General features: G+C 60.7%; 24 protein-coding genes. 11 read left to right on the forward strand and 13 right to left on the reverse strand.

Annotation, left to right across the window (positions count from 1 at the left end):
- Window positions 1–13: 13 nt before the first annotated feature.
- Window positions 14–316: a cytochrome c5 family protein gene (locus LRS56_26000; GenBank protein ID WDU62174.1), complete on the reverse strand. Its 303-nt coding sequence runs from the start codon at window positions 314–316 to the stop codon at window positions 14–16.
- 192 nt (window positions 317–508) lie between these two features.
- Here LRS56_26000 and yihA point away from each other — a divergent pair, with 192 nt between their 5' ends.
- Window positions 509–1150 (forward strand): ribosome biogenesis GTP-binding protein YihA/YsxC, encoded by a 642-nt coding sequence (yihA, locus tag LRS56_26005; protein WDU62175.1) that lies wholly within the window; start codon window positions 509–511, stop codon window positions 1148–1150.
- A 269-nt stretch (window positions 1151–1419) separates the two neighbouring features.
- On the opposite strand, the gene polA is transcribed toward yihA, so the two are convergent.
- Complete coding sequence (gene polA, locus LRS56_26010; GenBank protein ID WDU62176.1) at window positions 1420–4209, reverse strand: DNA polymerase I; 2790 nt, start codon at window positions 4207–4209, stop codon at window positions 1420–1422.
- A gap of 74 nt (window positions 4210–4283) precedes the next feature.
- Here polA and LRS56_26015 point away from each other — a divergent pair, with 74 nt between their 5' ends.
- Together LRS56_26015 and LRS56_26020 are read left to right on the forward strand one after the other, a co-directional pair.
- A complete protein-coding gene (locus LRS56_26015) occupies window positions 4284–4574 on the forward strand; it encodes a DUF2782 domain-containing protein (GenBank protein ID WDU62177.1) in 291 nt (96 codons plus the stop codon).
- 56 nt (window positions 4575–4630) lie between these two features.
- A complete protein-coding gene (locus LRS56_26020) occupies window positions 4631–5584 on the forward strand; it encodes a homoserine kinase (GenBank protein ID WDU62178.1) in 954 nt (317 codons plus the stop codon).
- Window positions 5585–5708: 124 nt separating this feature from the next.
- Here the strand turns inward: LRS56_26020 and LRS56_26025 are convergent, their stop codons facing one another.
- Window positions 5709–6638, reverse strand: a complete 930-nt coding sequence (locus LRS56_26025; GenBank protein WDU62179.1) for a zinc ABC transporter substrate-binding protein — start codon at window positions 6636–6638, stop codon at window positions 5709–5711.
- A gap of 46 nt (window positions 6639–6684) precedes the next feature.
- Here LRS56_26025 and LRS56_26030 point away from each other — a divergent pair, with 46 nt between their 5' ends.
- The 4 genes from LRS56_26030 to LRS56_26045 are packed head-to-tail and all read left to right on the forward strand — an operon-like array spanning window position 6685 to window position 9502.
- Complete coding sequence (locus LRS56_26030) at window positions 6685–7179, forward strand: Fur family transcriptional regulator (protein WDU65816.1); 495 nt, start codon at window positions 6685–6687, stop codon at window positions 7177–7179.
- The gene (gene znuC, locus LRS56_26035) at window positions 7179–7964 is read left to right on the forward strand and encodes a zinc ABC transporter ATP-binding protein ZnuC (GenBank protein WDU62180.1); all 786 of its coding nucleotides are present in this window, start codon (window positions 7179–7181) and stop codon (window positions 7962–7964) included. Before LRS56_26030 ends, znuC begins: the two co-directional genes overlap by 1 nt.
- The gene (gene znuB / locus LRS56_26040) at window positions 7957–8745 is read left to right on the forward strand and encodes a zinc ABC transporter permease subunit ZnuB (protein ID WDU62181.1); all 789 of its coding nucleotides are present in this window, start codon (window positions 7957–7959) and stop codon (window positions 8743–8745) included. Before znuC ends, znuB begins: the two co-directional genes overlap by 8 nt.
- 37 nt (window positions 8746–8782) lie before the next feature.
- Window positions 8783–9502, forward strand: coding sequence for a hypothetical protein (locus tag LRS56_26045; protein ID WDU62182.1), 720 nt, complete (start codon window positions 8783–8785; stop codon window positions 9500–9502).
- A 100-nt stretch (window positions 9503–9602) separates the two neighbouring features.
- On the opposite strand, the gene katE is transcribed toward LRS56_26045, so the two are convergent.
- Window positions 9603–11744 carry a catalase HPII gene (katE, locus tag LRS56_26050; GenBank protein ID WDU62183.1) on the reverse strand — a complete coding sequence of 714 codons (2142 nt, stop codon included), beginning with the start codon at window positions 11742–11744 and terminating at the stop codon, window positions 9603–9605.
- Between the two features lie 265 nt (window positions 11745–12009).
- Between katE and LRS56_26055 the strand changes: the two genes are divergently transcribed.
- From LRS56_26055 to LRS56_26065, 3 genes are read left to right on the forward strand one after another with little or no spacing between them, the layout of a single operon-like run.
- Window positions 12010–13017 carry a methionine ABC transporter ATP-binding protein gene (locus LRS56_26055; protein WDU62184.1) on the forward strand — a complete coding sequence of 336 codons (1008 nt, stop codon included), beginning with the start codon at window positions 12010–12012 and terminating at the stop codon, window positions 13015–13017.
- Window positions 13017–13691: an ABC transporter permease gene (locus tag LRS56_26060; GenBank protein ID WDU62185.1), complete on the forward strand. Its 675-nt coding sequence runs from the start codon at window positions 13017–13019 to the stop codon at window positions 13689–13691. Before LRS56_26055 ends, LRS56_26060 begins: the two co-directional genes overlap by 1 nt.
- 51 nt (window positions 13692–13742) lie before the next feature.
- Window positions 13743–14516 carry a MetQ/NlpA family ABC transporter substrate-binding protein gene (locus LRS56_26065; protein ID WDU62186.1) on the forward strand — a complete coding sequence of 258 codons (774 nt, stop codon included), beginning with the start codon at window positions 13743–13745 and terminating at the stop codon, window positions 14514–14516.
- Window positions 14517–15090: 574 nt separating this feature from the next.
- Here LRS56_26065 and LRS56_26070 read toward each other — a convergent pair.
- The 5 genes from LRS56_26070 to LRS56_26090 are packed head-to-tail and all read right to left on the reverse strand — an operon-like array spanning window position 15091 to window position 19014.
- Window positions 15091–15726, reverse strand: a complete 636-nt coding sequence (locus tag LRS56_26070) for an SCO family protein (protein ID WDU62187.1) — start codon at window positions 15724–15726, stop codon at window positions 15091–15093.
- Entirely contained in the window at window positions 15723–16622 is a 900-nt protein-coding gene (gene cyoE / locus LRS56_26075; protein WDU62188.1) for a heme o synthase, read from the reverse strand. Before cyoE ends, LRS56_26070 begins: the two co-directional genes overlap by 4 nt.
- On the reverse strand, window positions 16610–17689 hold the full coding sequence (locus LRS56_26080; GenBank protein WDU62189.1) for a COX15/CtaA family protein: 1080 nt from the start codon (window positions 17687–17689) through the stop codon (window positions 16610–16612). The genes cyoE and LRS56_26080 overlap by 13 nt, the downstream gene beginning before the upstream one ends.
- 10 nt (window positions 17690–17699) lie before the next feature.
- Window positions 17700–18284: a hypothetical protein gene (locus LRS56_26085; protein ID WDU62190.1), complete on the reverse strand. Its 585-nt coding sequence runs from the start codon at window positions 18282–18284 to the stop codon at window positions 17700–17702.
- Window positions 18250–19014 (reverse strand): SURF1 family protein, encoded by a 765-nt coding sequence (locus LRS56_26090; protein WDU62191.1) that lies wholly within the window; start codon window positions 19012–19014, stop codon window positions 18250–18252. The genes LRS56_26085 and LRS56_26090 overlap by 35 nt, the downstream gene beginning before the upstream one ends.
- A 28-nt stretch (window positions 19015–19042) precedes the next feature.
- Between LRS56_26090 and LRS56_26095 the strand changes: the two genes are divergently transcribed.
- Window positions 19043–19246: a twin transmembrane helix small protein gene (locus tag LRS56_26095; protein WDU62192.1), complete on the forward strand. Its 204-nt coding sequence runs from the start codon at window positions 19043–19045 to the stop codon at window positions 19244–19246.
- Window positions 19247–19252: 6 nt separating this feature from the next.
- Here the strand turns inward: LRS56_26095 and LRS56_26100 are convergent, their stop codons facing one another.
- The 4 genes from LRS56_26100 to coxB all read right to left on the reverse strand — a co-directional run bounded on the left by LRS56_26100 (window position 19253) and on the right by coxB (window position 23650).
- Window positions 19253–20140 carry a cytochrome c oxidase subunit 3 gene (locus LRS56_26100; GenBank protein ID WDU62193.1) on the reverse strand — a complete coding sequence of 296 codons (888 nt, stop codon included), beginning with the start codon at window positions 20138–20140 and terminating at the stop codon, window positions 19253–19255.
- Window positions 20141–20175: 35 nt separating this feature from the next.
- A complete protein-coding gene (locus LRS56_26105; protein ID WDU62194.1) occupies window positions 20176–20727 on the reverse strand; it encodes a cytochrome c oxidase assembly protein in 552 nt (183 codons plus the stop codon).
- A 147-nt stretch (window positions 20728–20874) separates the two neighbouring features.
- Entirely contained in the window at window positions 20875–22464 is a 1590-nt protein-coding gene (gene ctaD / locus LRS56_26110; protein WDU62195.1) for a cytochrome c oxidase subunit I, read from the reverse strand.
- Window positions 22465–22522: 58 nt separating this feature from the next.
- The gene (coxB, locus tag LRS56_26115) at window positions 22523–23650 is read right to left on the reverse strand and encodes a cytochrome c oxidase subunit II (GenBank protein WDU62196.1); all 1128 of its coding nucleotides are present in this window, start codon (window positions 23648–23650) and stop codon (window positions 22523–22525) included.
- Window positions 23651–23984 lie beyond the last annotated feature (334 nt).

Genomic DNA, 23984 nt, shown 5'->3' on the forward strand with positions numbered 1-23984 from the left:
AAGGGTTTAAGAGTTATCTACCGGGTTTACTCACCATCAATTGAATGATGGCCTGGTAATCCTCAGTACTGCAGTCCATGCACAAACCACGCGGCGGCATTGCCTTGAAACCCTGGGTTACGTGTTGCACCAGCGTGTCCATGCCCTGCGCCAGTCTTGGCGCCCAGGCTGCCTGATCACCCCGCTTTGGGGCGTTCGGCAGCTGGCCGGCATGGCAAGCCACGCAAACTCGGTTGTACACCGCTTCCGGATCCTGTGTAGCCTGAGCGCCGAAAAACGGAATCAGGACACCAAAAGCGAGCAACCATCGGGTCATACATCGACCTTTTCAGGGTTTGAGAGCGTTTTGCGTTCTAATGCGCAATAAAGGTCTTTCGCTCCCGTGAACTTCATCCTTCGCTGGGACAAAGCACACACAAAATCTGCGGCATTATATACTGGCGCTACTGAAACGGAAACGACACCGCTTGCCGCACCCTTTCTCGGCACCGCCCATATCGGAAATCTCATGCAACTCAAGAATCCCATCCTCGGCCTGTGCCAACAGTCCACGTTCATGCTCAGCGCCGCCAAAGTTGACCAATGCCCCGATGACGAGGGCTTTGAAGTTGCCTTTGCCGGCCGTTCCAACGCCGGTAAATCCAGCGCGCTGAACACCCTGACCCACGCCAGCCTGGCGCGCACCTCGAAAACCCCGGGCCGCACGCAGCTGCTCAATTTCTTCAAGCTAGACGATGATCGGCGTCTGGTCGACCTGCCGGGCTACGGTTACGCAAAAGTACCTATCCCGCTGAAGCTGCACTGGCAGCGTCACCTCGAGGCATACTTGGGTGGTCGTGAGAGTTTGAAGGGGTTGATTCTGATGATGGACATCCGTCATCCAATGACCGACTTCGACCTGCTGATGCTCGACTGGGCCGTCGCCAGCGGCATGCCAATGCATATCCTGCTGACCAAAGCCGACAAGCTGACCTACGGCGCAGCCAAGAACACGCTACTCAAGGTGCAGTCCGAAATCCGTAAGGGTTGGGGCGATGCGATCACCATCCAGCTGTTCTCGGCGCCCAAGCGCATGGGCCTGGAAGACGCTTACACCGTGCTGGCCGGCTGGATGGAATTGGCGGACAAGGGCGCGGAAATCGCCGAATAACTTTTGCGCAGGCAAAAAAAACCCCGGACTTCGTATGGGGAGGGGAAGTTCGGGGTTCAAGTTCCGGACCGCTAGGGCGGGGTCCAGATATCTGCCAACACTTAACACAACATAGGAGCATTGAAGGGCTTCACCACCCATTCAGTAACTCTGAGTCGCATTTCATGGGTTAAGTTCCGGCAGGTTCAAAAAACTATTGGAAATAACTCAAGACGATTTCCGATCTAAAGCACTCCGCCACCACGCCCGGTGGTGGCGGAACCGCGAAATCAGTGCGCTTCGTCCCAGTTGTCGCCCACGCCCACATCCACCACCAACGGTACATCCAGCTGTGCAGCCGCACTCATGTGCTCGCGAATTTTCTCGCTGACGACCTCAATCAGGTCCTCACGCACCTCTAGCACCAGTTCATCGTGCACCTGCAGGATGACCTTGGCATCCAGGCCCGAATCGGTCAGCCAGTTGTCCACCTGCACCATGGCTTTCTTGATGATATCCGCCGCCGTGCCCTGCATCGGCGCGTTGATCGCCGTGCGTTCTGCGCCAGCGCGCTCCTGCGGCTTATTGGAGTTGATGTCCGGCAAGTACAGCCGACGCCCGAAGAAGGTTTCGACATAGCCTTGATCGGCGGCCTGGGCACGGGTGCGCTCCATGTACTCGCGAACGCCCGGGTAGCGAGCGAAGTACACATCGATGTAAGCCTTGGCGGTCTTGGTATCGACGCCGATGTCCTTGCCAAGCTTCTGTGCGCCCATGCCGTAGATCAGGCCAAAGTTGATCGCCTTGGCACTGCGCCGCTGGTTCGACGTGACCTCGGCCAGCTCAACCTTGAACACCTCGGCCGCCGTGGCGGTGTGTACGTCCAGGTCGTTGCGGAACGCATTCATCAGCCCCTCGTCCTTGGACAAGTGCGCCATGATCCGCAGCTCGATCTGCGAATAGTCGGCCGCCAGCAGCTTGTAGCCCTTGGGCGCGACGAATGCCTGGCGAATCCTCCGCCCCTCGGCGGTGCGCACCGGGATGTTCTGCAGGTTCGGGTCGCTGGAAGACAGCCGCCCGGTCGCGGCCACCGCCTGATGATAAGAGGTGTGGACCCGCCCGGTACGCGGGTTGATCTGCTCCGGCAGGCGGTCGGTGTAAGTACTTTTCAGCTTGCTCATGCTGCGGTACTGCATCAGGACCTTGGGCAGCGGATAGTCATCTTCGGCCAGCTTGGCCAGCACTTCCTCCGCCGTGGACGCCTGCCCTTTGCCGGTCTTTTTCAGCACCGGCAGGCCGAGTTTCTCGTAGAGAATCGCCCCAAGCTGCTTGGGCGAGCCCAGGTTGAATTCTTCACCGGCGATCTCAAACGCTTGGCGCTCCAGCTCAACCATCTTGTTGCCCAGCTCAATACTTTGCACACCGAGCAGTTGCGCATCCACCAGGGCGCCCTGGCGTTCGATACGCGCCAGCACCGGCACCAGGGGTATTTCGATGTCCGTCAGCACACTCGCCAGGCTCGGTATGGCCGCGAGCTGTGCATGCAACGCCTGATGCAGACGCAACGTCACGTCGGCATCTTCGGCGGCATAAGGGCCGGCCTGCTCGAGCGGGATCTGGTCGAACGTCAGCTGCTTGGCGCCTTTGCCGGCGATGTCCTGGAAGCTGACGGTGTCGTAGTCCAGGTACTTCTTGGCCAGGCTGTCCATGTCATGGCGGGTCGCCGTGGAGTTCAACACGTAGGATTCGAGCATGGTGTCGAAAGCGATGCCGCGTACGGTGATGCCGTTCGCCGGGTCGCCGCCGATGGCGCAGTTGGCCAGGATATTCATATCGAACTTGGCGTGCTGGCCGACCTTGAGCTTGCTCGGGTCTTCCAGCAGTGGCTTCAGGGCCAGCAACACGGTGTCGCGATCCAGCTGCTGCGGCGCACCGATGTAGGAATGGGTCAGCGGGATGTAGGCCGCTTCATGGGGCTGTACGGCAAAGGACACCCCGACCAGTTGCGCCTGCTGGGCGTCGATCCCGGTGGTTTCGGTGTCGAAAGCAAACAGTTTTGCGGCGTTAAGCTTTTTCAGCCAAGTGTCGAACGTAGCCTGGTCGAGGATGGTGGTGTAGGACGCTTCCAGCGGTGCAGCCGTCTCGATCACGTCTTCAACAGCCGGAGCCGCCTCGTTTGAGATCTTCAGCTCGACACGCTTGGCATCGCGCTGAATTTCGTCAAACCAGCTCTTGAACTCCAGCAGCGTGTACAGCTCCAGCAGCTTTTCGCGGTCCGGCTCGATCAGATGCAGATCATCCAGGCCCACATCCAGCGGCACGTCGATCTTGATCGTCGCCAACTGATAGGACAGGAATGCCATCTCTTTATGTTCTTCGAGCTTGGCCGGAAGATTCTTGGCCCCACGAATCGGCAGGGTCGGCACAATATCCAGCTGCTCATAAAGCTCTTTGAGGCCGCCATTCACGCCCACCAGCAAGCCGGAAGCGGTCTTCGGACCAATCCCCGGAACGCCCGGGATGTTGTCGGACGAATCGCCCATCAGCGCCAGATAGTCGATGATCTGCTCCGGAGCGACGCCAAATTTCTCCTTTACGCCCTCGATGTCCATCGCGCTACCGGTCATGGTGTTGACCAAGGTAATGTGCCCGTCGACCAGCTGCGCCATGTCCTTGTCACCGGTGGAAATCACCACCGGGCGGTCAGCCGCCGCACTGCTGCGGGCCAGGGTGCCGATCACGTCATCGGCTTCGACACCTTCGACGCACAGTAACGGGAAGCCCAGGGCGATCACGCTCTGGTGCAGCGGCTCGATCTGCAGGCGCATGTCATCGGGCATGCTCGGGCGGTTGGCCTTGTATTCGGCGTACATGTCATCGCGAAAGGTCCCACCCTTGGCGTCGAACACAACGGCGAACGGGCTGTCCGGGTACTGCTTGCGCAGGCTTTTGAGCATGTTCAACACGCCCTTGACGGCACCGGTCGGCAGGCCTTTGGAGGTGGTCAGCGGTGGCAGCGCGTGAAAGGCGCGGTACAGATAAGAAGAACCGTCCACCAGGACGAGGGGGGCTTGGCTCATGAGCAGGATCAACCTTTTCGGCGGGTCAGGCGCTAGAATAGCCGGACCAATGACGACAAAGGGACAAGGTTATCATGCGTACAGTAAATCGCCTGTTGTTGACCGGCTTGATTGCACTCACTCCGATGATGGCCATGGCGGCGGATACTGCCCCGTCTGGCGACCCGGAAGTTACCATTCGCACGGAAGGCGACAAGACCATTCAGGAATACCGCCAGAATGGTTTCCTGTACGCGATCAAGGTGACCCAGAAAGGCTTTCCGCCTTACTTCCTGGTGCGTGCGGACGGAACCGATGCGAACTTCATCCGTTCTGACCAGCCGGATATGCTGATCCCGTCATGGAAGATCTTCGAATGGAAATGATTTCTTAACTTAAATTGGCGCCGCGCACCGCGGCGCCCGTACTGGCAGTTTTAACCATGTCTGTGTTCACCCCGCTGGCTCGGCCCGAGCTGGAAACCTTTCTCGCCCCATACGGGCTCGGCCGCCTGCTTGATTTCCAGGGGATTGCCGCCGGTAGCGAAAACACCAATTTCTTTATCAGCCTGGAACAGGGCGAATTCGTCCTGACCCTGGTTGAGCGCGGCCCGGTCGCCGAAATGCCGTTCTTCATCGAACTGCTCGACGTGCTCCACGACGCCGACCTGCCGGTGCCTTACGCCCTGCGCACCACCGACGGCGTGGCCCTGCGCGAGTTGAAGGGCAAGCCGGCGCTGTTGCAACCGCGCCTGGCCGGCAAGCACATCAAAGACGCCAACGCCCAACACTGCGCACAGGTCGGTGACCTGCTCGGCCACCTGCACCTGGCGACGCAAGGCGAGAAAGTGCTGGAACGCAAGACCGATCGCGGGCTGGACTGGATGCTCAGTGAAGGCGCGAAGCTGATTTCACACCTGAGCGAGGCGCAACAGCGCCTGCTGCACGCTGCGTTGGCCGAGATCGAAGCGCATAAGGCCGACATCCTCGCCCTGCCGCGAGCCAATGTTCACGCCGACCTGTTTCGCGACAATGCGATGTTCGAAGGCACGCACCTGACCGGTTTGATCGACTTCTACAACGCCTGCTCGGGCCCAATGCTGTACGACGTGGCGATCGCCCTGAATGACTGGTGTTCGGATGCCGACGGAGTGATTGACGGGCAACGCGCCCGCGCACTGCTGGGCGCCTATGCCGGGCTGCGGCCTTTTACCGCCAAGGAAGCCGAGCTGTGGCCGAGCATGTTGCGCGTGGCGTGCGTGCGATTCTGGCTGTCACGCCTGATCGCTGCCGAGTCGTTTGCCGGACAGGATGTGTTGATCCATGACCCGGCGGAGTTCGAGCATCGCTTGGCGCAGCGTCAGCAGGTGACTGTGCACCTGCCGTTCGCGCTCTAAATGTGGGAGCGGGCTTGCTCGCGAAGGCAGTAGATCAGTAATAGATGTATTTACTGACACTGCGCCTTCGCGAGCAAGCCCGCTCCCACACAAGCCCGCTCCCACAGTAGTTCTGTGCCGGCTGTCAGAGCGACTCCAGGCACCCCGCCAAGTCACTCCCCAGCTTCTCCAGTACCTGCTCATAACCCTGCGCCGTCGCCGGGGTGTAACCGCCCAACGCATCCAGTTCGGCCAGTTTTACCGGCAAGCCGGCCACCAACGTCTCAGCCAACCGCGGGCGCAACGGCGGCTCGCTGAACACACAGGTCTTGCCCACTTCCTGCAACCGCGTACGCATCGCCGCCACATGCTGGGCGCCTGGCTGGACTTCAGCGGCCACGCTGAACACGCCGGTGTGCTTGAGCCCGTAAGCGGCTTCGAAGTAATCAAAAGCTTCGTGGAACACGAAGTAAGGCTTGTCGCCCACACTCGCCAGGCGCGCTTTCAAGCGCGCATCCAACGCATCCAAACGCTCATCGAACGCCTTCACGTTGCTCTGGTAACGCGCAGCATTGGCCGGGTCGGCAGCGCTGAGATCAGACGCCATGCGCGCAGCAATCACGCGCGCATTGACCGTCGACAACCACAAATGCGCGTCCAGGCTGCCTGGGCGGTGATCGTGATCATGTTCGTCGGCATCGTCAGCGTGGGAGTGGCTATCTTCGGCGAAACGACGCAGCTTCATGCCGGGTAGATCCTGAACCGCCACGGTTGTCGCTGTCCGGCCCTTCAATACGCGAGGCAGGAAGCTTTCCATGTCCGGGCCGATCCAATACAGCAGATCCACCGACTGCACGCGCCGTACGTCGGATGGGCGCAAGGCATAGTTATGCGGCGATGCGCCGGGCGGCAACAACACTTCGGGAACCGCCACGCCGTCCTGCACAGCGGCGGCAATCAACTGCAACGGCTTGATGCTGGTCAGCACCTTGACCTCGGCCTGAGCAGCACCCGCGATGAACAAACTGGTGACAAAAACGACAAAAACGGGAAAAAGTCGGGACACGATGACCACTCAATGACGTAGGAACGGGTAACATAATAACGTCTCTATCAAATGTCTGTCGCCGCTCATGCCTAAAACACCGCTTGCCAGCCGTCCCCACGACCACTCTCACTGCGTGCATACCGCGCTGTCGGAGGCCGATACCCTGTGCGCGCAGAAGGGCTTGCGCCTGACCGCCTTGCGCCGTCGGGTGCTGGAACTGGTGTGGCAGAGCCACAAGCCGCTGGGTGCCTACGACATTCTCGGCGTGCTCAGCGAGCAGGATGGCCGCCGCGCCGCGCCGCCCACCGTGTACCGCGCACTGGATTTCCTGCTGGAAAACGGCCTGGTACACCGTATCGCCTCGCTCAACGCGTTCGTCGGCTGCAACCACCCGGAACACGCGCACCAGGGCCAGTTCTTGATCTGCCGCGAGTGCCACGCTGCCATCGAGCTTGAACAAAAAAGCATCAGCGACGCCATCATCAAAAGCTCCGCCGATGTCGGCTTCAGGGTCGAAGGGCAAACGGTCGAAGTGGTCGGGCTCTGCTCGGGCTGCCAGGGGGCTTGATGAGCAATGCGTTAATCCGCCTGGAACAGGTCGGGGTCACGTTCGCCGGGCAAAACGTGCTGGATAACATCGCGCTGAGTGTGGAGCCGGGGCAGATCGTCACCCTGATCGGCCCCAATGGCGCCGGCAAGACCACCCTGGTGCGCGCCGTGCTCGGCCTGCTCAAGCCCGACACCGGCAGCGTGTGGCGCAAGCCCAGGCTGCGCGTTGGTTACATGCCGCAAAAGCTGCATGTGGACCCGACCTTGCCGCTGTCCGTGCTGCGTTTTTTGCGCCTGGTGCCCGGCGTGGATCGCGCCCGCGCACTGGCCGCGCTCAAGGAAGTCGGCGCTGAACAGGTGATCGACAGCCCGGTACAAAGCATCTCCGGCGGCGAAATGCAGCGCGTACTGCTGGCCCGCGCCTTGTTGCGCGAACCGGAGTTGCTGGTGCTCGATGAGCCGGTGCAAGGCGTCGACGTGGCCGGCCAGGCCGAGCTGTACAGCCTGATCACCCGCCTGCGCGACCGCCATGGCTGCGGCGTGCTGATGGTCTCCCACGACCTGCACCTGGTCATGAGCACCACCGACCAGGTGGTGTGCCTCAATCGCCATGTGTGCTGCTCCGGCCACCCGGAACAGGTCAGCGGCGACCCGGCGTTTGTCGAGTTGTTCGGCAAGAACGCGCAGAGCCTGGCGATCTACCACCATCATCACGACCACGCCCATGATCTGCATGGCGCCGTGGTCGACGATCCCGACGCCCCTCATACCCACGTCCATGGAGATAGCTGCAAGCATGGCTGATTTTCTGCTCTACGCCCTGCTGGCAGGCTTGGCCTTGGCACTGGTGGCGGGCCCGCTGGGCTCGTTCGTGGTGTGGCGCCGCATGGCGTATTTCGGCGACACCTTGTCGCACGCCGCGCTGCTGGGCGTGGCCATGGGCTTCCTGCTGGATGTGAGCCCAACCATCGCCGTGACCGTCGGCTGCCTGCTGCTGGCGGTGCTGCTGGTGACCCTGCAACAGCGCCAGCCGCTGGCCTCCGACACATTGCTGGGCATTCTCGCGCCGAGCACCTTGTCCCTTGGCCTGGTAGTGCTGAGCTTTATGCATGAAGTGCGCATCGACCTGATGGCCTACTTGTTCGGCGACTTGCTAGCGATCAGCCCCACCGACCTCTCATGGATCCTCGGCGGCAGTACGGTGGTGCTGGTGTTGCTGGTGGCCCTGTGGCGCCCGCTGCTGGCAATCACCGTGCATGAAGAGCTGGCGACGGTGGAGGGCCTGCCCGTACCCACTCTGCGCATGGCGCTTATGTTGTTGATCGCCGTGGTGATTGCTGTCGCGATGAAGATTGTCGGCGTATTGTTGATCACGTCGCTGCTGATCATTCCCGCCGCCGCCGCCCAGCGCCATGCCCGCTCACCGGAGCAGATGGCGATCGGCGCCAGCCTGCTGGGGATGCTGGCAGTGTGTGGGGGCCTGGCGCTGTCCTGGTTCAAGGACACGCCGGCCGGGCCGTCGATTGTGGTCACGGCCGCCGCCCTGTTTCTGCTGAGTTTTGTCCTGCCCCGTCGAGGGGTGTAGACTTGCTCGCTTTTTGCGCAATTAGAGAGTCGCAGGAATGAAGCCGTTCAACTCCCGTTATCTGCTCCTTGCCGCATTTTCCTTGCTGCTGGGCGCCTGTCAGAGCACACCGCCCGCCGCCCCCGAGGCCCCGGACGCACGCGCTGCGGCCATCGCGCAGCTGGAGCAAAACCTGGCCAGCAGTGAGCTGGCCACCGCCGAGGACCAACTGGCCGCGCTGCAGGCCCAGTCACCCAACGACCCGGCCCTTGAGCCGTACCAGCGCCAATTGGCCGAAGCCTACCTGCAGCGCAGCCAGATCGTGCTGCAAAAAGGTGATGTCAATGCCGCCGCCACTGCCCTGAGCCGGGCCCGCGCATTGATGCCCAAGGCGCCGGCGCTCACCGGCGGGGTGAACAGCGCCATCACGCACGCCCGCAAAGCCGAGCTGGATAAAGCTGAGGCCGCACTCAAAGCCGCCGAGGCCAAGCCTGCCGCCAAAGTCATCGACCCGGCCGCTGAAAGCACCACGGTTGCGTTGAACCTCACTGATATCGAAGAACTTCGCCATCAGTTGGATGCCATCGCTACCGATGTGGTGAATTACCAGTGCGACGTAAGCATCCAGGTGCCGCGCACCCAGGATTACCCATGGCTTGCCACGCTGCTGACCAAACGGGTGAAGCGACTTGATTCGGGATATGAGCTGAAGATTCACCGGCAGATTCTGAAACACATTCCGGCGCAAGTGGTGCTGATTCCGCGCAAGGCGCAATAAAGCATCGCAGGCAAGCCAGCTCCCACATGTTGAACTGTGAACACATTCAAATGTAGGAGCTGGGTTGCCTGCGATGACGATCTAACAAACAACCAACGACTTAAGCCGGAATCGCCTTGGCCTTCGGCTCACGATCCCAAACCCGATGCTGCCCGATCGCGGCAAAAAACGCTTTGAACGCCTTGGCGTCCGCACCTACGATCAACCCCGCATCCACCTCAAGCTTCAGCAGGTCCAGCAAGGGCTTGGCATCCGGGGCAAGGGCAATCGCCTTCAGATGCTTGTAAGCCTCCAGCAGGAAGTGCAACGCGACGCCGTCGCCGCTCAACGCCTTGATCGACTCTTTACCGCCGGGTACGAACACCGCATCAAACGCAATCGACGGCATGCCTTCCATCGACGCATCCACCGGCAGGCTCTTGCCATCGGCGGTCTTCACCGGCGCCGAGGTCGGCCCCAGCAGCTTGGCGTGTGCGCCTTCAGCTTCCAGCGCCTTCTTCAACGCGGCAATCGCCGTAGCATCTACACCGTTGGCGGCCAGAATGGCCACTTTGCGCGTCTTGATATCGCCCGGCAGCAAATTCGCCTGGCTCAGCGCAGGTGAACGCTCCGGCTTGGTTTGACGCTCAGGCACCGTGCCTTTGGTCGGCACCGGCAGGCCCAGGTTCTGCGCCACACGCTTGGCCAATTCCAGGTCGATATTGGCCAGGATCTCATTGACCTGACGCGCACGAATAAACTCGCGCTCCACCTTGCCCAACTCAAAGCTGTACGCCGCAATAATGTGCTCTTGCTCGTGCTTGCTCATGCTGCGAAAGAACAGCCGCGCCTGGGAGAAGTGATCGCCGAACGACTCGCTACGCTCACGCACCTTGTGCGCCTCGATGCGTTCCGGATAGCTCTCGAAACCTCCATCCTGCGCCGCAGGTGGGGTTTCTTTCGGCCAGCCGCCATCAATCGAGTTCGGCTCGTACGAGGCACGACCCTTGTCGATGGTGCTGCGGTGCATGGCATCGCGCTGGTTGTTATGCAGCGGCGTCACCGGCTGGTTGATCGGCAACTGGTGAAAGTTCGGGCCGCCCAGTCGGCTGATCTGCGTATCGGTGTAGGAAAACAACCGACCTTGCAGCAGTGGGTCATTGGAGAAGTCGATGCCCGGCACGATGTGCCCAGGGCAGAACGCCACCTGCTCGACTTCGGCAAAGAAGTTGTCCGGGTTGCGGTTCAGCACCATCTTGCCCAGCGGGGTAATCGGCACCAGCTCTTCGGGGATCAGCTTGGTCGGGTCGAGGATGTCGAAGTCGAACGCGTGCTCCTTGTCTTCAGGAATCACCTGCACGCCCAGCTCCCACTCAGGGTAATCGCCGCTTTCAATCGACTCCCAGAGGTCGCGACGGTGGTAATCGGTATCTTTACCTGCAAGCTTCTGGGCCTCGTCCCACACCAGCGAGCAGGTGCCGGCTGTAGGGCGCCAGTGGAATTTGACGAAGTTGGATTTACCCTCGGCATTCACCAGGCGGAAAGTGTGCACACCAAACCCCTGCATGCTGCGCAGGCTTTTGGGGATCGCACGGTCGGACATGGCCCAGATCACCATGTGCGCCGATTCCGGCTGCAGCGAGACAAAATCCCAGAACGTATCGTGGGCCGAGCCGCCGGTAGGAATCTCGTTATGCGGCTCAGGTTTTACCGCATGCACGAAGTCAGGAAACTTGATCGCGTCCTGGATGAAAAACACCGGCATGTTGTTGCCCACCAGGTCGAAGTTGCCTTCGTCAGTGAAGAACTTCACGGCAAAGCCGCGCACGTCGCGCACCGTATCGCCGGAACCGCGCGGGCCCTGCACGGTGGAGAAGCGCACAAATACCGGGGTTTTATGCCCAGGGTCACGTAGGAAACCGGCCTTGGTCAGCGCGGAATGGTTTTCATAGGTTTGAAAATAGCCATGGGCGCCGGTGCCACGGGCATGCACGATGCGCTCCGGGATACGCTCATGGTCAAAGTGCGTGATTTTTTCACGCATGATGAAGTCTTCCAGCAGCGACGGGCCACGGGAACCGACTTTGAGGGTGTTCTGGTTATCGGAAATCTTCACGCCCTGGTTGGTGCGCAGCGCCTGGCCGGTCGCATCGGAACGGAACTCCTCCAGGGCCTGCAGCTTGGCGTTGGTGTTGCCACGGTCCAGGGTGTCGGTGCCCGCGAGCTCACTCTTCGGCGGGGTAGCTGGCTTCTTGGTACTCATCAGTCAAAACTCCTTATTCAAAGTGGCCAGAGCGGTCCCCGGCTCGTTTGAGCAAAACCCCAGGCACGGCACCTGGGAAATCGAGTTGCTTAAGTAGTGACTGGTACCGTTTTGCGCCGTTCCTTTTTTATGACCTTTGATCGCGTTATTGCCAAATCGCTGGTTGAATGCGAAATAAATGCTAAGAAACACTATACGGACAGGCTAAAATGCGCGCCCGGCTAACCGCTGATCCCTTTTCCATGCGCCCCACAAGGTTCGCTACGTGATCGAGTTTCATAACGTCCATAAAACCTACCGCGTCGCCGGTAAGGAAATCCCCGCGCTGCACCCCACCAGCCTGCGCGTCGAAAACGGCCAGGTGTTCGGCCTCATTGGCCACTCCGGTGCGGGAAAAAGTACCCTGCTGCGTCTGATCAATCGCTTGGAACAACCCAGCGGCGGTCAGATCAATGTCGACGGCGAAGAAGTCACCGCACTCGACGCCAACGGCCTGCGCCGTTTCCGTCAGCAGGTCGGGATGATTTTCCAGCACTTCAACTTGCTGGCGTCCAAGACCGTGGCCGACAACGTGGCACTGCCGCTGACCCTGGCCGGCGAATTGTCGCGCAAGGATATCGACCTGCGCGTGGCCGAACTGCTGGCCCGCGTCGGCTTGTCGGACCACGCCAGGAAGTACCCGGCGCAGTTGTCCGGTGGCCAGAAGCAGCGCGTCGGCATCGCCCGCGCCCTGGCGACCAAGCCAAAAATCCTGCTGTGCGACGAAGCCACCAGCGCCCTCGACCCGCAAACCACCGCCTCGGTATTGAAACTGCTGGCTGAGATCAACCGCGAGCTGAAGCTGACCATCGTGCTGATCACCCATGAAATGGACGTGATCCGCCGCGTGTGCGATCACGTGGCCGTGATGGACGCCGGTGTGATCGTCGAGCAAGGCTCGGTGGCCGACGTGTTCCTGCACCCCAAACACCCGACCACCAAGCGCTTCGTGCAAGAAGCCGAGCAAGTCGATGAAGGCGAGCAACGTGATGTGTTCGCCCATGTGCCGGGCCGCATCGTACGCCTGACGTTCCAGGGCGAAGCGACCTACGCGCCGTTGCTGGGTACCGTCGCCCGTGAAACGGGGGTGGACTACAGCATCCTTGCCGGTCGAATCGACCACATCAAAGACACCCCCTACGGGCAACTGACCCTGGCCATCACCGGCGGTGACATGGAGGCGGCATTTGCCCGCTTCACCGCAGCCGATGTGCACATGGAGGTCCTGCGTTAATGGACGTATTACTGCATTACTTCGACAAGGTTGACTGGGCGGACATCTGGGTTGCCACCGGCGACACCATGCTGATGCTCAGCACCTCGCTGTTTTTCACGGTGCTGGTGGGCCTGCCGCTGGGCATTCTGCTGTTTCTGTTCAGCCCACGGCAGTTGCTGGAGCAGAAAGCCACCTATGGCGTACTGGCATTTATCGTCAACGCTATACGCTCTCTGCCGTTTATCATCCTGCTGATTGTGATGATCCCGACGACGATCTTCATCACCGGCACCTCGCTTGGCGTGGCCGGCGCGATTCCACCGCTGGTGGTAGGGGCTTCGACGTTCTTCGCGCGGCTGGTGGAAACCGCATTGCGCGAGGTGGATCGCGGCATCATCGAGGCGACCCAAGCCATGGGCGCCACCACTCGGCAGATCATCGTCAAGGCGCTTCTGCCGGAGGCAAAGCCCGGCATCATTGCGGCAATCACCGTCACCGCCATCGCTCTGGTGGGCTACACCGCCATGGCAGGCGTGGTGGGCGCCGGTGGCTTGGGTGACCTGGCGATCCGTTATGGATACCAGCGTTTCCAGGACGATGTGATGGTCGTTACCGTAGTCATGCTGATTGTGCTGGTACAAATTCTGCAAACCATCGGCGACAAGCTGGTGACACACTATTCTCGAAAATAACGGCCATGGCCGGCCCCTCGCCGGCCCATGCCCGAACAAGGAGCTTGTTGAATGAAAAAACTACTGGTTGCTTTCGCCGCCGTTGCCGCGTTTTCCGCCCACGCTGCCGAGACCATCACGGTCGCTGCATCGCCGGTACCGCACGCGGAAATCCTCGAATTCGTGAAGCCTGCACTCGCCAAAGAAGGCGTGGATTTGCAGGTCAAAGTCTTCACCGACTACGTGCAGCCGAACGTACAGGTAGCTGAAAAGCGCCTGGACGCCAACTTCTTCCAGCACCAGCCGTACCTGGATGAGTTCAACAAAACCAAAGGCACTCACCTGGTGAGCGTCGGTGCTGTGCACCTGGAGCCCCTGGGCGCCTACTCCAGCAAGTACAAGAAGCTGGAAGAACTGCCAAGCGGCGCCAACGTGGTGATCCCGAACGACGCCACCAACGGCGGCCGCGCTCTGCTGCTGCTGGCCAAGTACAACCTGATCACCCTGAAGGACCCGACCAACATCCTGTCGACCATCAAGGACATCACCGGCAACCCGAAAAACCTGAAATTCCGCGAACTGGAAGCCGCCACTCTGCCGCGCGTGCTGACCCAGGTCGACCTGGCGCTGATCAACACCAACTACGCCCTGGAAGCCAAGCTGGACCCGTCCAAGGACGCCCTGGTGATCGAAGGCAATGACTCGCCTTACGTGAACATCCTGGTCACCCGCGACGACAACAAGGACTCGGACGCCGTGAAGAAGCTGGTTGCAGCCCTGCACACGCCGGAAGTGAAAGCGTTCATTCTTGAGAAGTACAAAGGCGCGATTCTGCCGGCGTTCTGATCAAACCAGATCAAAAAATGTGGGAGCGGGCTTGCTCGCGAATGCGGTGATTCAGTCGACAGATTCCGTGACTGACACTCCGCCTTCGCGGGCAAGCCCGCTCCCACATTTGTTTTGTGTTGCTTGAAAGGTCAGGCCACTGACTCGATACTCAACCCTTGCACAAAACCACTGTGGGAGCTGGCTTGCCCGCGATGGCGGTGTTTCAGTGCCAGAGATGCAAGCTGACCCACCGCTATCGCGGGCAAGCCCGCTCCCACATTTATTTTGTGTTGCTTGAAAGGTCAGGCCACTGACTCGATACTCAACCCATGCACAAAACCACTGTGGGAGCTGGCTTGCCCGCGATGGCGGTGCATCAGTGCCAGAGATGCAAGCTGACCCACCGCTATCGCAGGCAAGCCCACTCCCACATTTATTTTGTGTTGCTTGAAAGGTCAGGCCACTGACTCGATACTCAACCCTTGCACAAAACCACTGTGGGAGCTGGCTTGCCCGCGATGGCGGTGCATCAGTGCCAGAGATGCAAGCTGACCCACCGCTATCGCGGGCAAGCCCACTCCCACGGCGCTTGTTATTTACGCTGCAGCAAGCCTGGCAACTGCGCCACCAGCTTTTGGTTGTTCAACGGCGCACGGATAAACCCACGCTGCGTACCATCCGGGCCGATCAGCGCGAGGTTGCCGCTGTGGTCGACGGTGTAGTTTGGCTTGCTGGTATCCGCCGGGATGAACGGGATGCTCACCGCATTCGAGACCTTCTGCACATCGCCCACATTTGCACCGGTAAGGCCCTGGAATTGCGGGTCGAAGTAGCCCAGGTACTGCTTGAGCTGGGTCGGCGTGTCGCGGTTTGGGTCGACACTGACCAAAATCACCTGCAACTTATCCACGGCCTCTTTCGGCAGTTCGCTCTTGATCTGGCGCAGTTGGGCGAGGGTGGTCGGGCAGATGTCCGGGCAGAAGGTGTAGCCGAAGAACAGCAGGCTCCACTTGCCTTTCAACTCGCTGACCACAACCGGCTGGCCGTCTTGATTGGTCATGGTCACCGGTGGCAGCTGGCGGCTTTGCGGCAGCAGGATGATACCGGCGTCGATCAGCGCGGTGGGGTCGCCCTGGCCTTTGCCACTGAGTACCTTGTTGACGGTCAGGCCCATGATCAACGCGACGATGGCCACCAGGATAAAGACAGTTTTTTGAGTTCGGGTCATAGGTTCAACAGTAAGTAATGGTCTACGAGCAGGGCGATAAACAGCAGGAACAGGTACCAGATAGAGTACTTGAACGTGTTGATCGCCGCGTGCGGCTTGCTGCCACGGTACAGCACCCAGGCCCATTGCAGAAAGCGTGCGCCCAATACCAGCGCGCACGCCAGGTACAGCAGGCCGCTCATATGGATGACGTAAGGCATCAGGCTCGCCGCCAGCAGGGCGAAGGTGTAGAGCAGGATATGCACCTTGGTGTAGTGCTCGCCATGGGTGACCGGCAGCATCGGAATATCTGCCTTGGCGTATTCCTCCTTGCGGTGAATGGCCAGGGCCCAGAAGTGCGGCGGGGTCCAGGCGAAGATGATGAGCACCAGCAGCAGCGGCTCGGCGCTGACATGCCCGGTTACCGCAACCCAGCCCAACAACGGCGGCGCAGCCTCGGCGAGGCCGCCGATGACGATATTCTGCGGCGTGGCGCGCTTCAAAAAGCCGGTATAGATCACCGCATAACCCAGCAGCGAGGCCAGCGTCAGCCAGGCCGCCAGGGGGTTGGTGAACGCCAGCAGCAAGGCCAATCCAGCCACAGCCAGACACAACGCAAAGGTCAACGCCGCCACCGGCGACACGCGCCCCTGCGCCATCGGCCGCTGATGCGTGCGCGCCATCACCGCATCAATCCGCCGATCCACCACATGGTTGACCGCCGCCGCCCCACCGGCACACAGCGCAATGCCCAGGTTGCCAAACACCAGCACCGCCCACGGCACCCCGGCGCGGGTCGCGAGGAACATGCCCACCAACGAGGTGATGAGCATCAGCACCACCACTTTCGGCTTGGTCAGCTCCAGGTAGTCACGCCAGATCGCCTGATCGTGACGCGTGCCGATCAAGGTCGCCATGGCATCTCTCCTTTAAGGGTGATGAGGCCCGATACGTGTTTGCGCGGGATAAACCGCCAGCCGAACGGCAGCTGGTTGCGCACCCGGACCAGGCTGGTGCGGGCGTGGTAGTTGACCAGCACCAGTGTCAGCAGCAACGCGGCGCCACCGGCGTTATGGCCGACCGCAACCGGCAACGGCAGATGGAAATACACGTTGCTCAAGCCCAGACAGAGTTGTGCCGCCAGCGCGATCAGCAACAGGCTCGCGAGCCGGGTCATGCCCACGACGCGCAACTGCCAGGCCAGGCCCAGCAACACCAGCGTGACCAGCACCGCGCCAATACGATGGGTGAGGTGAATGGCCGTGCGCGCTTCGCTGTCGAGCTGGCCGCCGAGGTAATTCGGGCCGATGTGTTGAGTGAGGTGAAAGCCATTGGCAAAGTCCGCCGCCGGCCACCACTCGCCATGGCAGGTGGGCAAGTCGATACAGGCCACCGCCGCGTAGTTGGAACTGACCCAACCGCCCAAGGCGATCTGCCCGATCACCAGCACCAACCCGGCCGTCGCCCAATATTGCAGGCGCTTGGGCACGATCAACGCGGGCAGTACGCCGGACAGTCGCAAGGTCAGCAGAAACAGCAGGCTCAAGGTGGCAAAACCGCCCAACAAGTGGCCCGTCACCACCTGCGGCCACAGTTTCAACGTGACCGTCCACATGCCGAACGCCGCCTGGGCGAACACCACCGCCAACAGGAATAGCGGCAATTTTACCGGCTGCCCCGGGTCCCGCCGATGGTTCCACGAACGCGCCGCCAGCAACACAATCAGCAAGCCCAGAGTGCCGGCAAAGTAACGATGCGTCATCTCGGCCCAACCCTTGTCGGCCTCCACCGGCGTATCGGGGAAATGCAGCTCGGCATGGGCCAGCTGGGCTTCGCTTTGCGGCACGCCGATAAAGCCGTAGCAACCGGGCCAGTCCGGGCAACCGAGGCCTGCGTGGGTCAGGCGCGTATAGGCGCCGAGCAGCACGACCAGCAGCGCAAGCAAGGTGGCAAACAACGCGAGGCGAAATCCAGGTTTGGCCATGACGATGCCCTTATCCGATATTCGACAGTTTCAGCAGCAGGCGCAGGTCGTTGAGCAGGTCCTTGCCCTTGACCTTGGCGTCGTAGCGCAGCACCAGGTTGCCGTGCGGGTCGACGATCCACAGTTGCGCATCGCCGGGGGCGGCGGCGTCTTTGGTGAAGGTCGAGAGATCCAGCGAGTAGCGTTGCAGTTGCGGGTATTCGGCCTTGAGCTTGGCCTCGTACTCGGTGCTTACCGGCTGCGCGCTGGCCAGGGCATGGCTGGCGCGAGAGGCGTCACGGCCGAGGCTGATTTGCAGCTGGCGCGCCAGGTACACCAGTTGCTGGCATTCGGCCGCGCACGCGGTGGGCGCGGTGACCAGCAGTTGCCAGCGCTGTTCATCGGCTTGCACGCCGATATCGGCGCGGGTCTGGCCGTTACCGATCAACTCGCCGTGGTAGCTGCGGCTGTCCGGCACCCAGAACTGCAGTTTGTACATGAAAGTGGCCAGCGCCATCGGGCCGATCACCATCAGCAGGATCAAAATCAGTTGCCAACGGCCTTTGCGGCGGTCGGGCACCTCAGACATGTTGAGTGGATTCATGGCCGCTCCCATGGTGCTTCTCCTTTTTGTTGTGCCATCCGAGGTAGAGGTAAAGCGCCAACAGCGCCAACGCCATGGCGAACCACTGCACGGCGTACCCCAGGTGTTTTTCCGGGCCCATGCCAACCACCGGCCAGGTGGTGTCGTACGTACCCGGGCCCGCTTCGGCGCGCAGCTCGTAGGCAAAGCCGCTGCGCCCCAGCTCGTCCCACAGCGCGGCGGGATGCAGCGCCGTCAGCAGGCGCGGCCATTGCGCGCTCGCCGGGTCGGCGTGCAACTGGAAGGTTTCGCCAGGGGCCACGTACACCCAGGCATCGAGGTTCAAAGGTTGCTCAGGGGTGGTGAAGGAAGGGGACGTGCGCCGGTCCGGCCACGGCAGCCAGCCACGGTTGAGCAACAGCCACAGGCCGCTGGCCTGGTCATGAAAGGGTTGCAGAAGTTCCACACCGGCCTTGCCATCGCGCATACGGTTATCGAGCAACACGCTGTGCTCGGGGTCGAATTGCCCGCGCAGGTGCACGCGGCGAAAGGCCGGGTCAGGCATGTCATTAAGCTGCGCACTGCTGACCGGGTCGGCCATGCGCCGCTCGGCATAACGGTCCACCAGCAGCTGTTTTTCATGGCCGCGAGCCAACTGCCAGAAGCCCAAACCGACCATCAACGGCAGCAGCACCAGCACTACCAACGTGGGTGCTAGCCCTGGGCGAAAGTCTTTTATGGCGCTGGCTATACTTGTTTTCATTGCCCGCCCATCCGAATGGAACCTGACCATGCTCAAAGCAGCTATTGCCCTGATGCTGATCGCGACTGTCGTGAGCCTGTTCAGTGGCTTGTTCTTCCTGGTCAAGGACGAGGGCAACTCCAACCGCCTCGTCACTGCCTTGACCGTGCGCGTGGTGCTGGCCGTGATCACCGTGGGCTTGATCGCCTGGGGCTTTTTCAGCGGCCAGCTGGTTTCTCATGCACCGTGGTAACGCACCTCACAGCACATAAACGAAGAAAAACAGGCCGATCCACACCACATCCACAAAGTGCCAATACCAACTGGCCGCCTCGAACCCGAACTGGTGCTCGGCATTGAAATGCCCGCGCAGGATGCGCATCAGCATCACAAACAGAATGATGGTGCCGATGGTCACGTGCGCGCCGTGAAAGCCGGTGAGCATGAAGAACGTCGCGCCGTACACGCCCGAACCAAGGGTCAGGCCCAGCTCTTTATAGGCGTGGATATATTCCTCGGCCTGGAACCCCAGGAACGCCAGCCCCAGCAATACCGTGATCGCCAGCCAGATTTTCAGCGCGCCACGATGGCCTTTGCGCAGGGCATGGTGGGCGATGGTGATGGTCACGCTGGAACTCACCAGCAGGATGGTATTGACCAGCGGCAGGCCCCATGGGCTGATGGTGCCTTCCGGCGCGGGGTACAGTTTCGGGTCAGGGTTATTGAGCAGCGGCCAGGCGAACTCGAAGTTCGGCCACAGCATATGCGCGATGCCCTTATGCCCTTCGCCGCCCAGCCAGGGGCCGGACATGTGCCGCACATAAAACAGCGCCCCGAAGAACGCGATAAAGAACATCACTTCGGAAAAGATGAACCAGCTCATGCCCCAGCGAAACGAGCGGTCCATCTGCGCGCTGTACAACCCGGCACGGCTTTCCTTGATCACCGCGCCGAACCAGCCGAACAGCATGTAAGCGACCAGCAGCCCGCCGACGAAAAAGATCCACGGGCCGTGGGATTCCGGGCGCGCCGCTTTCAGATCGTTGAACCACACGGCCAGGCCATACACCGTGACCAACATGCCAATCGTGGCAATTATCGGCCATTTGCTTTGCGCTGGTACGTAGTACGTATCATGAGTCGACATGTATTCGCTCTCCTGATTGAGCGGGCAAACAGTAGCTAGCCGCCTGTACGGGCAGCCACCGGCGGTTGGCGCGCAGTGATATCAAACAGCGTGTACGCCAGGGTCAAATGCTTCACATCCTTGGGCATGTCGCGATCGACGATGAAGCGCACCGGCATTTCGATGCGCTGGCCTGGCTGCAGCACCTGCTGGGTAAAGCAAAAGCACTCGGTCTTGTGGAAGTACATCGCCGCTTCGGCCGGGGAAATGCTCGGCACCGCCTGGGCGGTCATCGGCTTATCCGTGGGGTTGTAGGCCACGAACAGCATCTCGGTAACGGCGCCGGGGTTGACCACCACTTCGTCAGCCTTGGCGTAGAAATCCCAGACCATGTCGATGGCGTTGGTCGACAAAAACTGCACCCGCACCTGGCGCGAGGAATCAACGACCTGTTCGCCCTCGTACTGCCCAGCCGTCTTGCCGTTGATGCCGAACGCCTTGCACATCACGTCGTAGATCGGCACTAAGGCAAAGCCGAAAGCGAACATCGCCACCACCAGCATCAGCAGGCGGGTGACCAGGCGTTTGATCGGGATGGATTCAGCCATGGTGCTCACCTGAGCCGAACTCGATCAATGTGGGAGCGGGCTTGCTCGCGAAAGCGATTTCATAGCTGACGAAGATGCTGACTGACGCATCGTCTTCGCGAGCAAGCCCGCTCCCACATTGACGGTACTCACACCCCAAAAAGGTATTCACTTGACCTCCGGCGGCGTCGTAAACGTGTGATACGGCGCAGGCGAGGGCACGCTCCACTCCAACCCTTCAGCCCCATCCCACGGTTTGGCCGGGGCCGGCGGGCCGCCACGGATGCACTTGATCACGATAAACAGGAAGAAGATCTGCGTGGCGCCAAACATGAACGCGCCAATCGAGGAGACCATGTTGAAGTCGGCGAACTGCAGGTTGTAATCCGGCACCCGGCGCGGCATGCCGGCCAGCCCCACGAAGTGCATCGGGAAGAACGCCATGTTCATGCCCACGAAAGACAGCCAGAAGTGCAGCTTGCCCAAGGTTTCGTCGTACATATGGCCGGTCCATTTCGGCAGCCAGTAGTAGGCCGACGCGAAGATGCCAAAGATCGCGCCAGGCACCAGTACGTAATGGAAATGCGCCACCACAAAGTAGGTGTCGTGGTACTGGAAGTCCGCCGGGGCAATTGCCAGCATCAGCCCAGAGAAGCCGCCGATGGTGAACAGGATCACGAAGGCCACGGCAAACAGCATCGGTGTCTCGAAGGTCAGCGAGCCTTGCCACATCGTGCTGACCCAGTTAAACACCTTTACCCCCGTGGGCACGGCGATCAGCAGCGTGGCGTACATGAAGAACAGCTCACCCACCAGCGGGATGCCGACCACAAACATGTGGTGCGCCCACACGATGAACGACAAGAACGCGATGCTCGCCGTGGCGTAGACCATCGAGGTGTAGCCGAACAATGGCTTGCGCGAGAACGTCGGGATGATTGAGCTGACGGCGCCAAACGCCGGCAGAATCATGATGTACACCTCGGGGTGGCCGAAGAACCAGAACACATGCTGGAACAGCACCGGGTCACCGCCGCCGGCCGCACTGAAGAAGCTGGTGCCGAAGTGGATATCCATCAGCATCATGGTCACGCAACCGGCCAGTACCGGCATCACCGCAATCAGCAGGAAGGCGGTGATCAGCCAGGTCCAGACGAACAGCGGCATTTTCATCAAGGTCATGCCGGGGGCGCGCAGGTTGAGGATGGTGGCGACCACGTTGATCGCGCCCATGATTGAACTGATGCCCATCAAGTGAATCGCGAAGATGAAGAACGTCACGCTTTCCGGCGCATAGGTGGTGGAGAGCGGGGCGTAGAAGGTCCAGCCGAAATTCGGCCCGCCGCCGGGGCTGAACAGCGTGGACACCAGCAGCAGGAATGCCGCCGGCAGCAGCCAGAAGCTGAAGTTGTTCATGCGCGGCAGGGCCATGTCGGGCGCGCCGATCATCAGCGGGATCATCCAGTTGGCCAGGCCGACGAACGCCGGCATCACCGCGCCAAACACCATGATCAGGCCATGCATGGTGGTCATCTGGTTGAAAAACGCCGGTTCCACGATCTGCAGCCCGGGCTGGAACAATTCGGCACGGATCACCATGGCGAACGAGCCGCCGAGCAGGAACATGGTGAAGGCGAACCACAGGTACATGGTGCCGATGTCTTTGTGGTTGGTGGTCAGCACCCAGCGCATCAACCCCTTGGCGGGGCCGTGGGCATGGTCAGCGGCGTGACCATGGTCGTCGATCACAGTGCTCATGGCCGTTCTCCTGCAAGCGAATGGGCGGGGCGGGGCGGGGCATACGCAACGAAGTAGGTCATTTGCTTTCCGCCTGCTTAATAGCCAGCACGTCTTTAGGCGTGACCATGTCGCCCTTGTTGTTGCCCCAGGCATTGCGCTCGTAGGTCACTACTGCGGCGATATCGACTTCCGACAGTTGCTTGCCGAACGCGGCCATCGCGGTGCCGGGCTTGCCGTGGTAGACCAGGCTCAGGTGATCAGCGGCAGGCCCGGTGGCGATTTTCGAGCCCTTGAGCGCCGGGAACATCGGCGGCAGGCCCTGGCCTTCGGCCTGGTGACAGGCCACGCAGGTGGTGTGGTAGACCTTGTCGCCACGGGCCACCAGTTCTTCAAGCGTCCACTCCTTGGAGGTCAGCTCCTTGAGTTTGGCCGCCTCTTCCTTGCGCTCGCCGAGCCAGGTGTCGTAGTCGGCCCTGGATTTGACCTCGACCACAATCGGCATGAAACCATGGTCCTTGCCGCACAATTCGGCGCACTGGCCACGGTAGATGCCGGGCTTCTCGACCCGGGTCCACGCCTCGTTGACGAAACCGGGGATGGCGTCGCGCTTGACCGCAAAGGCCGGCACCCACCAGGAGTGGATCACGTCGGCGGCGGTCACCAAAAAGCGCACCTTGGCGCCCACCGGCAGCACCAGCGGCTGGTCGACTTCGAGCAAATAGTGCTCACCCTTGGTGGCCTGGTTATGGATCTGCTCGGCGGGCGTGGCCAGGTTGCTGAAGAACTCCACGTCCTGGCCCAGGTATTTGTAATGCCACTTCCACTGATAGCCGGTGACCTGGATATCGATATCCGATTCACTGCTGTCGTAAATATTGATCAGGGTCTTGGTCGCCGGGATGGCCATGGCCACCAGGATCAACAAGGGCACCACGGTCCAAAGGATTTCCACGGTGGTGCTCTCGTGGAACTTGGCCGCTACTTGGCCCGTAGACCGGCGGTGCAGGATCATCGACCAGAACATCGCGCCAAACACGACAATGCCGATCACCACACAGATCCAGAAAATGGTCATGTGCAGATCAAACACAGCGTGACTGACTTCAGTCGCCCCTGGCGCCATATTCGTTGTCCAGGCGGCGTGCGCCTGGCCGAATACCGACCACAACAGGAGGCCCATCCAAACGTGTGGATGTCGCGTCATTGCGGGTTCCCCTTATCGTTCTTGTTATCCCGCCGGTTTGCACCTGCGTCGAAGGGAGCGGCTTCCATACTGCTTACAACCGCTTAGCCTTGCCTGCTTATGCAGTCTGGCGTCATCAGCTAATCGCGTACAAACCCGAGTATAGACAGGCTCTGCAACCCCGCAATGTGTAGGGGCAAATGAGTAGAAATGATCGGCGCGGGCCAATAAAATAGCGTGCAGAATCGTTTATCCTACCAACGATGGCAATTCGATATAACGCGGGCGCATAACCGTGAACTAATTATGACAAATGCGTCTTAGGCGCTCGTATAAACGAGCTACCTTATCCTCT

This window comes from Pseudomonas poae (assembly GCA_028869255.1).
Lineage (GTDB): Bacteria > Pseudomonadota > Gammaproteobacteria > Pseudomonadales > Pseudomonadaceae > Aquipseudomonas > Aquipseudomonas poae_C.

Coding starts and splice junctions, on each gene's coding strand:
- LRS56_26105 (WDU62194.1), bottom strand. CDS start 20,727: ATGGCTGAATCCATCCCGATCAAACGCCTGGTCACCCGCCTGCTGATG.
- znuB (WDU62181.1), top strand. CDS start 7,957: ATGGCTGATTTTCTGCTCTACGCCCTGCTGGCAGGCTTGGCCTTGGCA.
- LRS56_26060 (WDU62185.1), top strand. CDS start 13,017: ATGGACGTATTACTGCATTACTTCGACAAGGTTGACTGGGCGGACATC.
- LRS56_26065 (WDU62186.1), top strand. CDS start 13,743: ATGAAAAAACTACTGGTTGCTTTCGCCGCCGTTGCCGCGTTTTCCGCC.
- yihA (WDU62175.1), top strand. CDS start 509: ATGCAACTCAAGAATCCCATCCTCGGCCTGTGCCAACAGTCCACGTTC.
- LRS56_26100 (WDU62193.1), bottom strand. CDS start 20,140: ATGTCGACTCATGATACGTACTACGTACCAGCGCAAAGCAAATGGCCG.
- cyoE (WDU62188.1), bottom strand. CDS start 16,622: ATGGCGACCTTGATCGGCACGCGTCACGATCAGGCGATCTGGCGTGAC.
- LRS56_26090 (WDU62191.1), bottom strand. CDS start 19,014: ATGAAAACAAGTATAGCCAGCGCCATAAAAGACTTTCGCCCAGGGCTA.
- LRS56_26085 (WDU62190.1), bottom strand. CDS start 18,284: ATGGGAGCGGCCATGAATCCACTCAACATGTCTGAGGTGCCCGACCGC.
- LRS56_26080 (WDU62189.1), bottom strand. CDS start 17,689: ATGGCCAAACCTGGATTTCGCCTCGCGTTGTTTGCCACCTTGCTTGCG.
- ctaD (WDU62195.1), bottom strand. CDS start 22,464: ATGAGCACTGTGATCGACGACCATGGTCACGCCGCTGACCATGCCCAC.
- coxB (WDU62196.1), bottom strand. CDS start 23,650: ATGACGCGACATCCACACGTTTGGATGGGCCTCCTGTTGTGGTCGGTA.
- LRS56_26045 (WDU62182.1), top strand. CDS start 8,783: ATGAAGCCGTTCAACTCCCGTTATCTGCTCCTTGCCGCATTTTCCTTG.
- polA (WDU62176.1), bottom strand. CDS start 4,209: ATGAGCCAAGCCCCCCTCGTCCTGGTGGACGGTTCTTCTTATCTGTAC.
- LRS56_26095 (WDU62192.1), top strand. CDS start 19,043: ATGCTCAAAGCAGCTATTGCCCTGATGCTGATCGCGACTGTCGTGAGC.
- katE (WDU62183.1), bottom strand. CDS start 11,744: ATGAGTACCAAGAAGCCAGCTACCCCGCCGAAGAGTGAGCTCGCGGGC.
- LRS56_26020 (WDU62178.1), top strand. CDS start 4,631: ATGTCTGTGTTCACCCCGCTGGCTCGGCCCGAGCTGGAAACCTTTCTC.
- LRS56_26070 (WDU62187.1), bottom strand. CDS start 15,726: ATGACCCGAACTCAAAAAACTGTCTTTATCCTGGTGGCCATCGTCGCG.
- LRS56_26000 (WDU62174.1), bottom strand. CDS start 316: ATGACCCGATGGTTGCTCGCTTTTGGTGTCCTGATTCCGTTTTTCGGC.
- LRS56_26015 (WDU62177.1), top strand. CDS start 4,284: ATGCGTACAGTAAATCGCCTGTTGTTGACCGGCTTGATTGCACTCACT.
- znuC (WDU62180.1), top strand. CDS start 7,179: ATGAGCAATGCGTTAATCCGCCTGGAACAGGTCGGGGTCACGTTCGCC.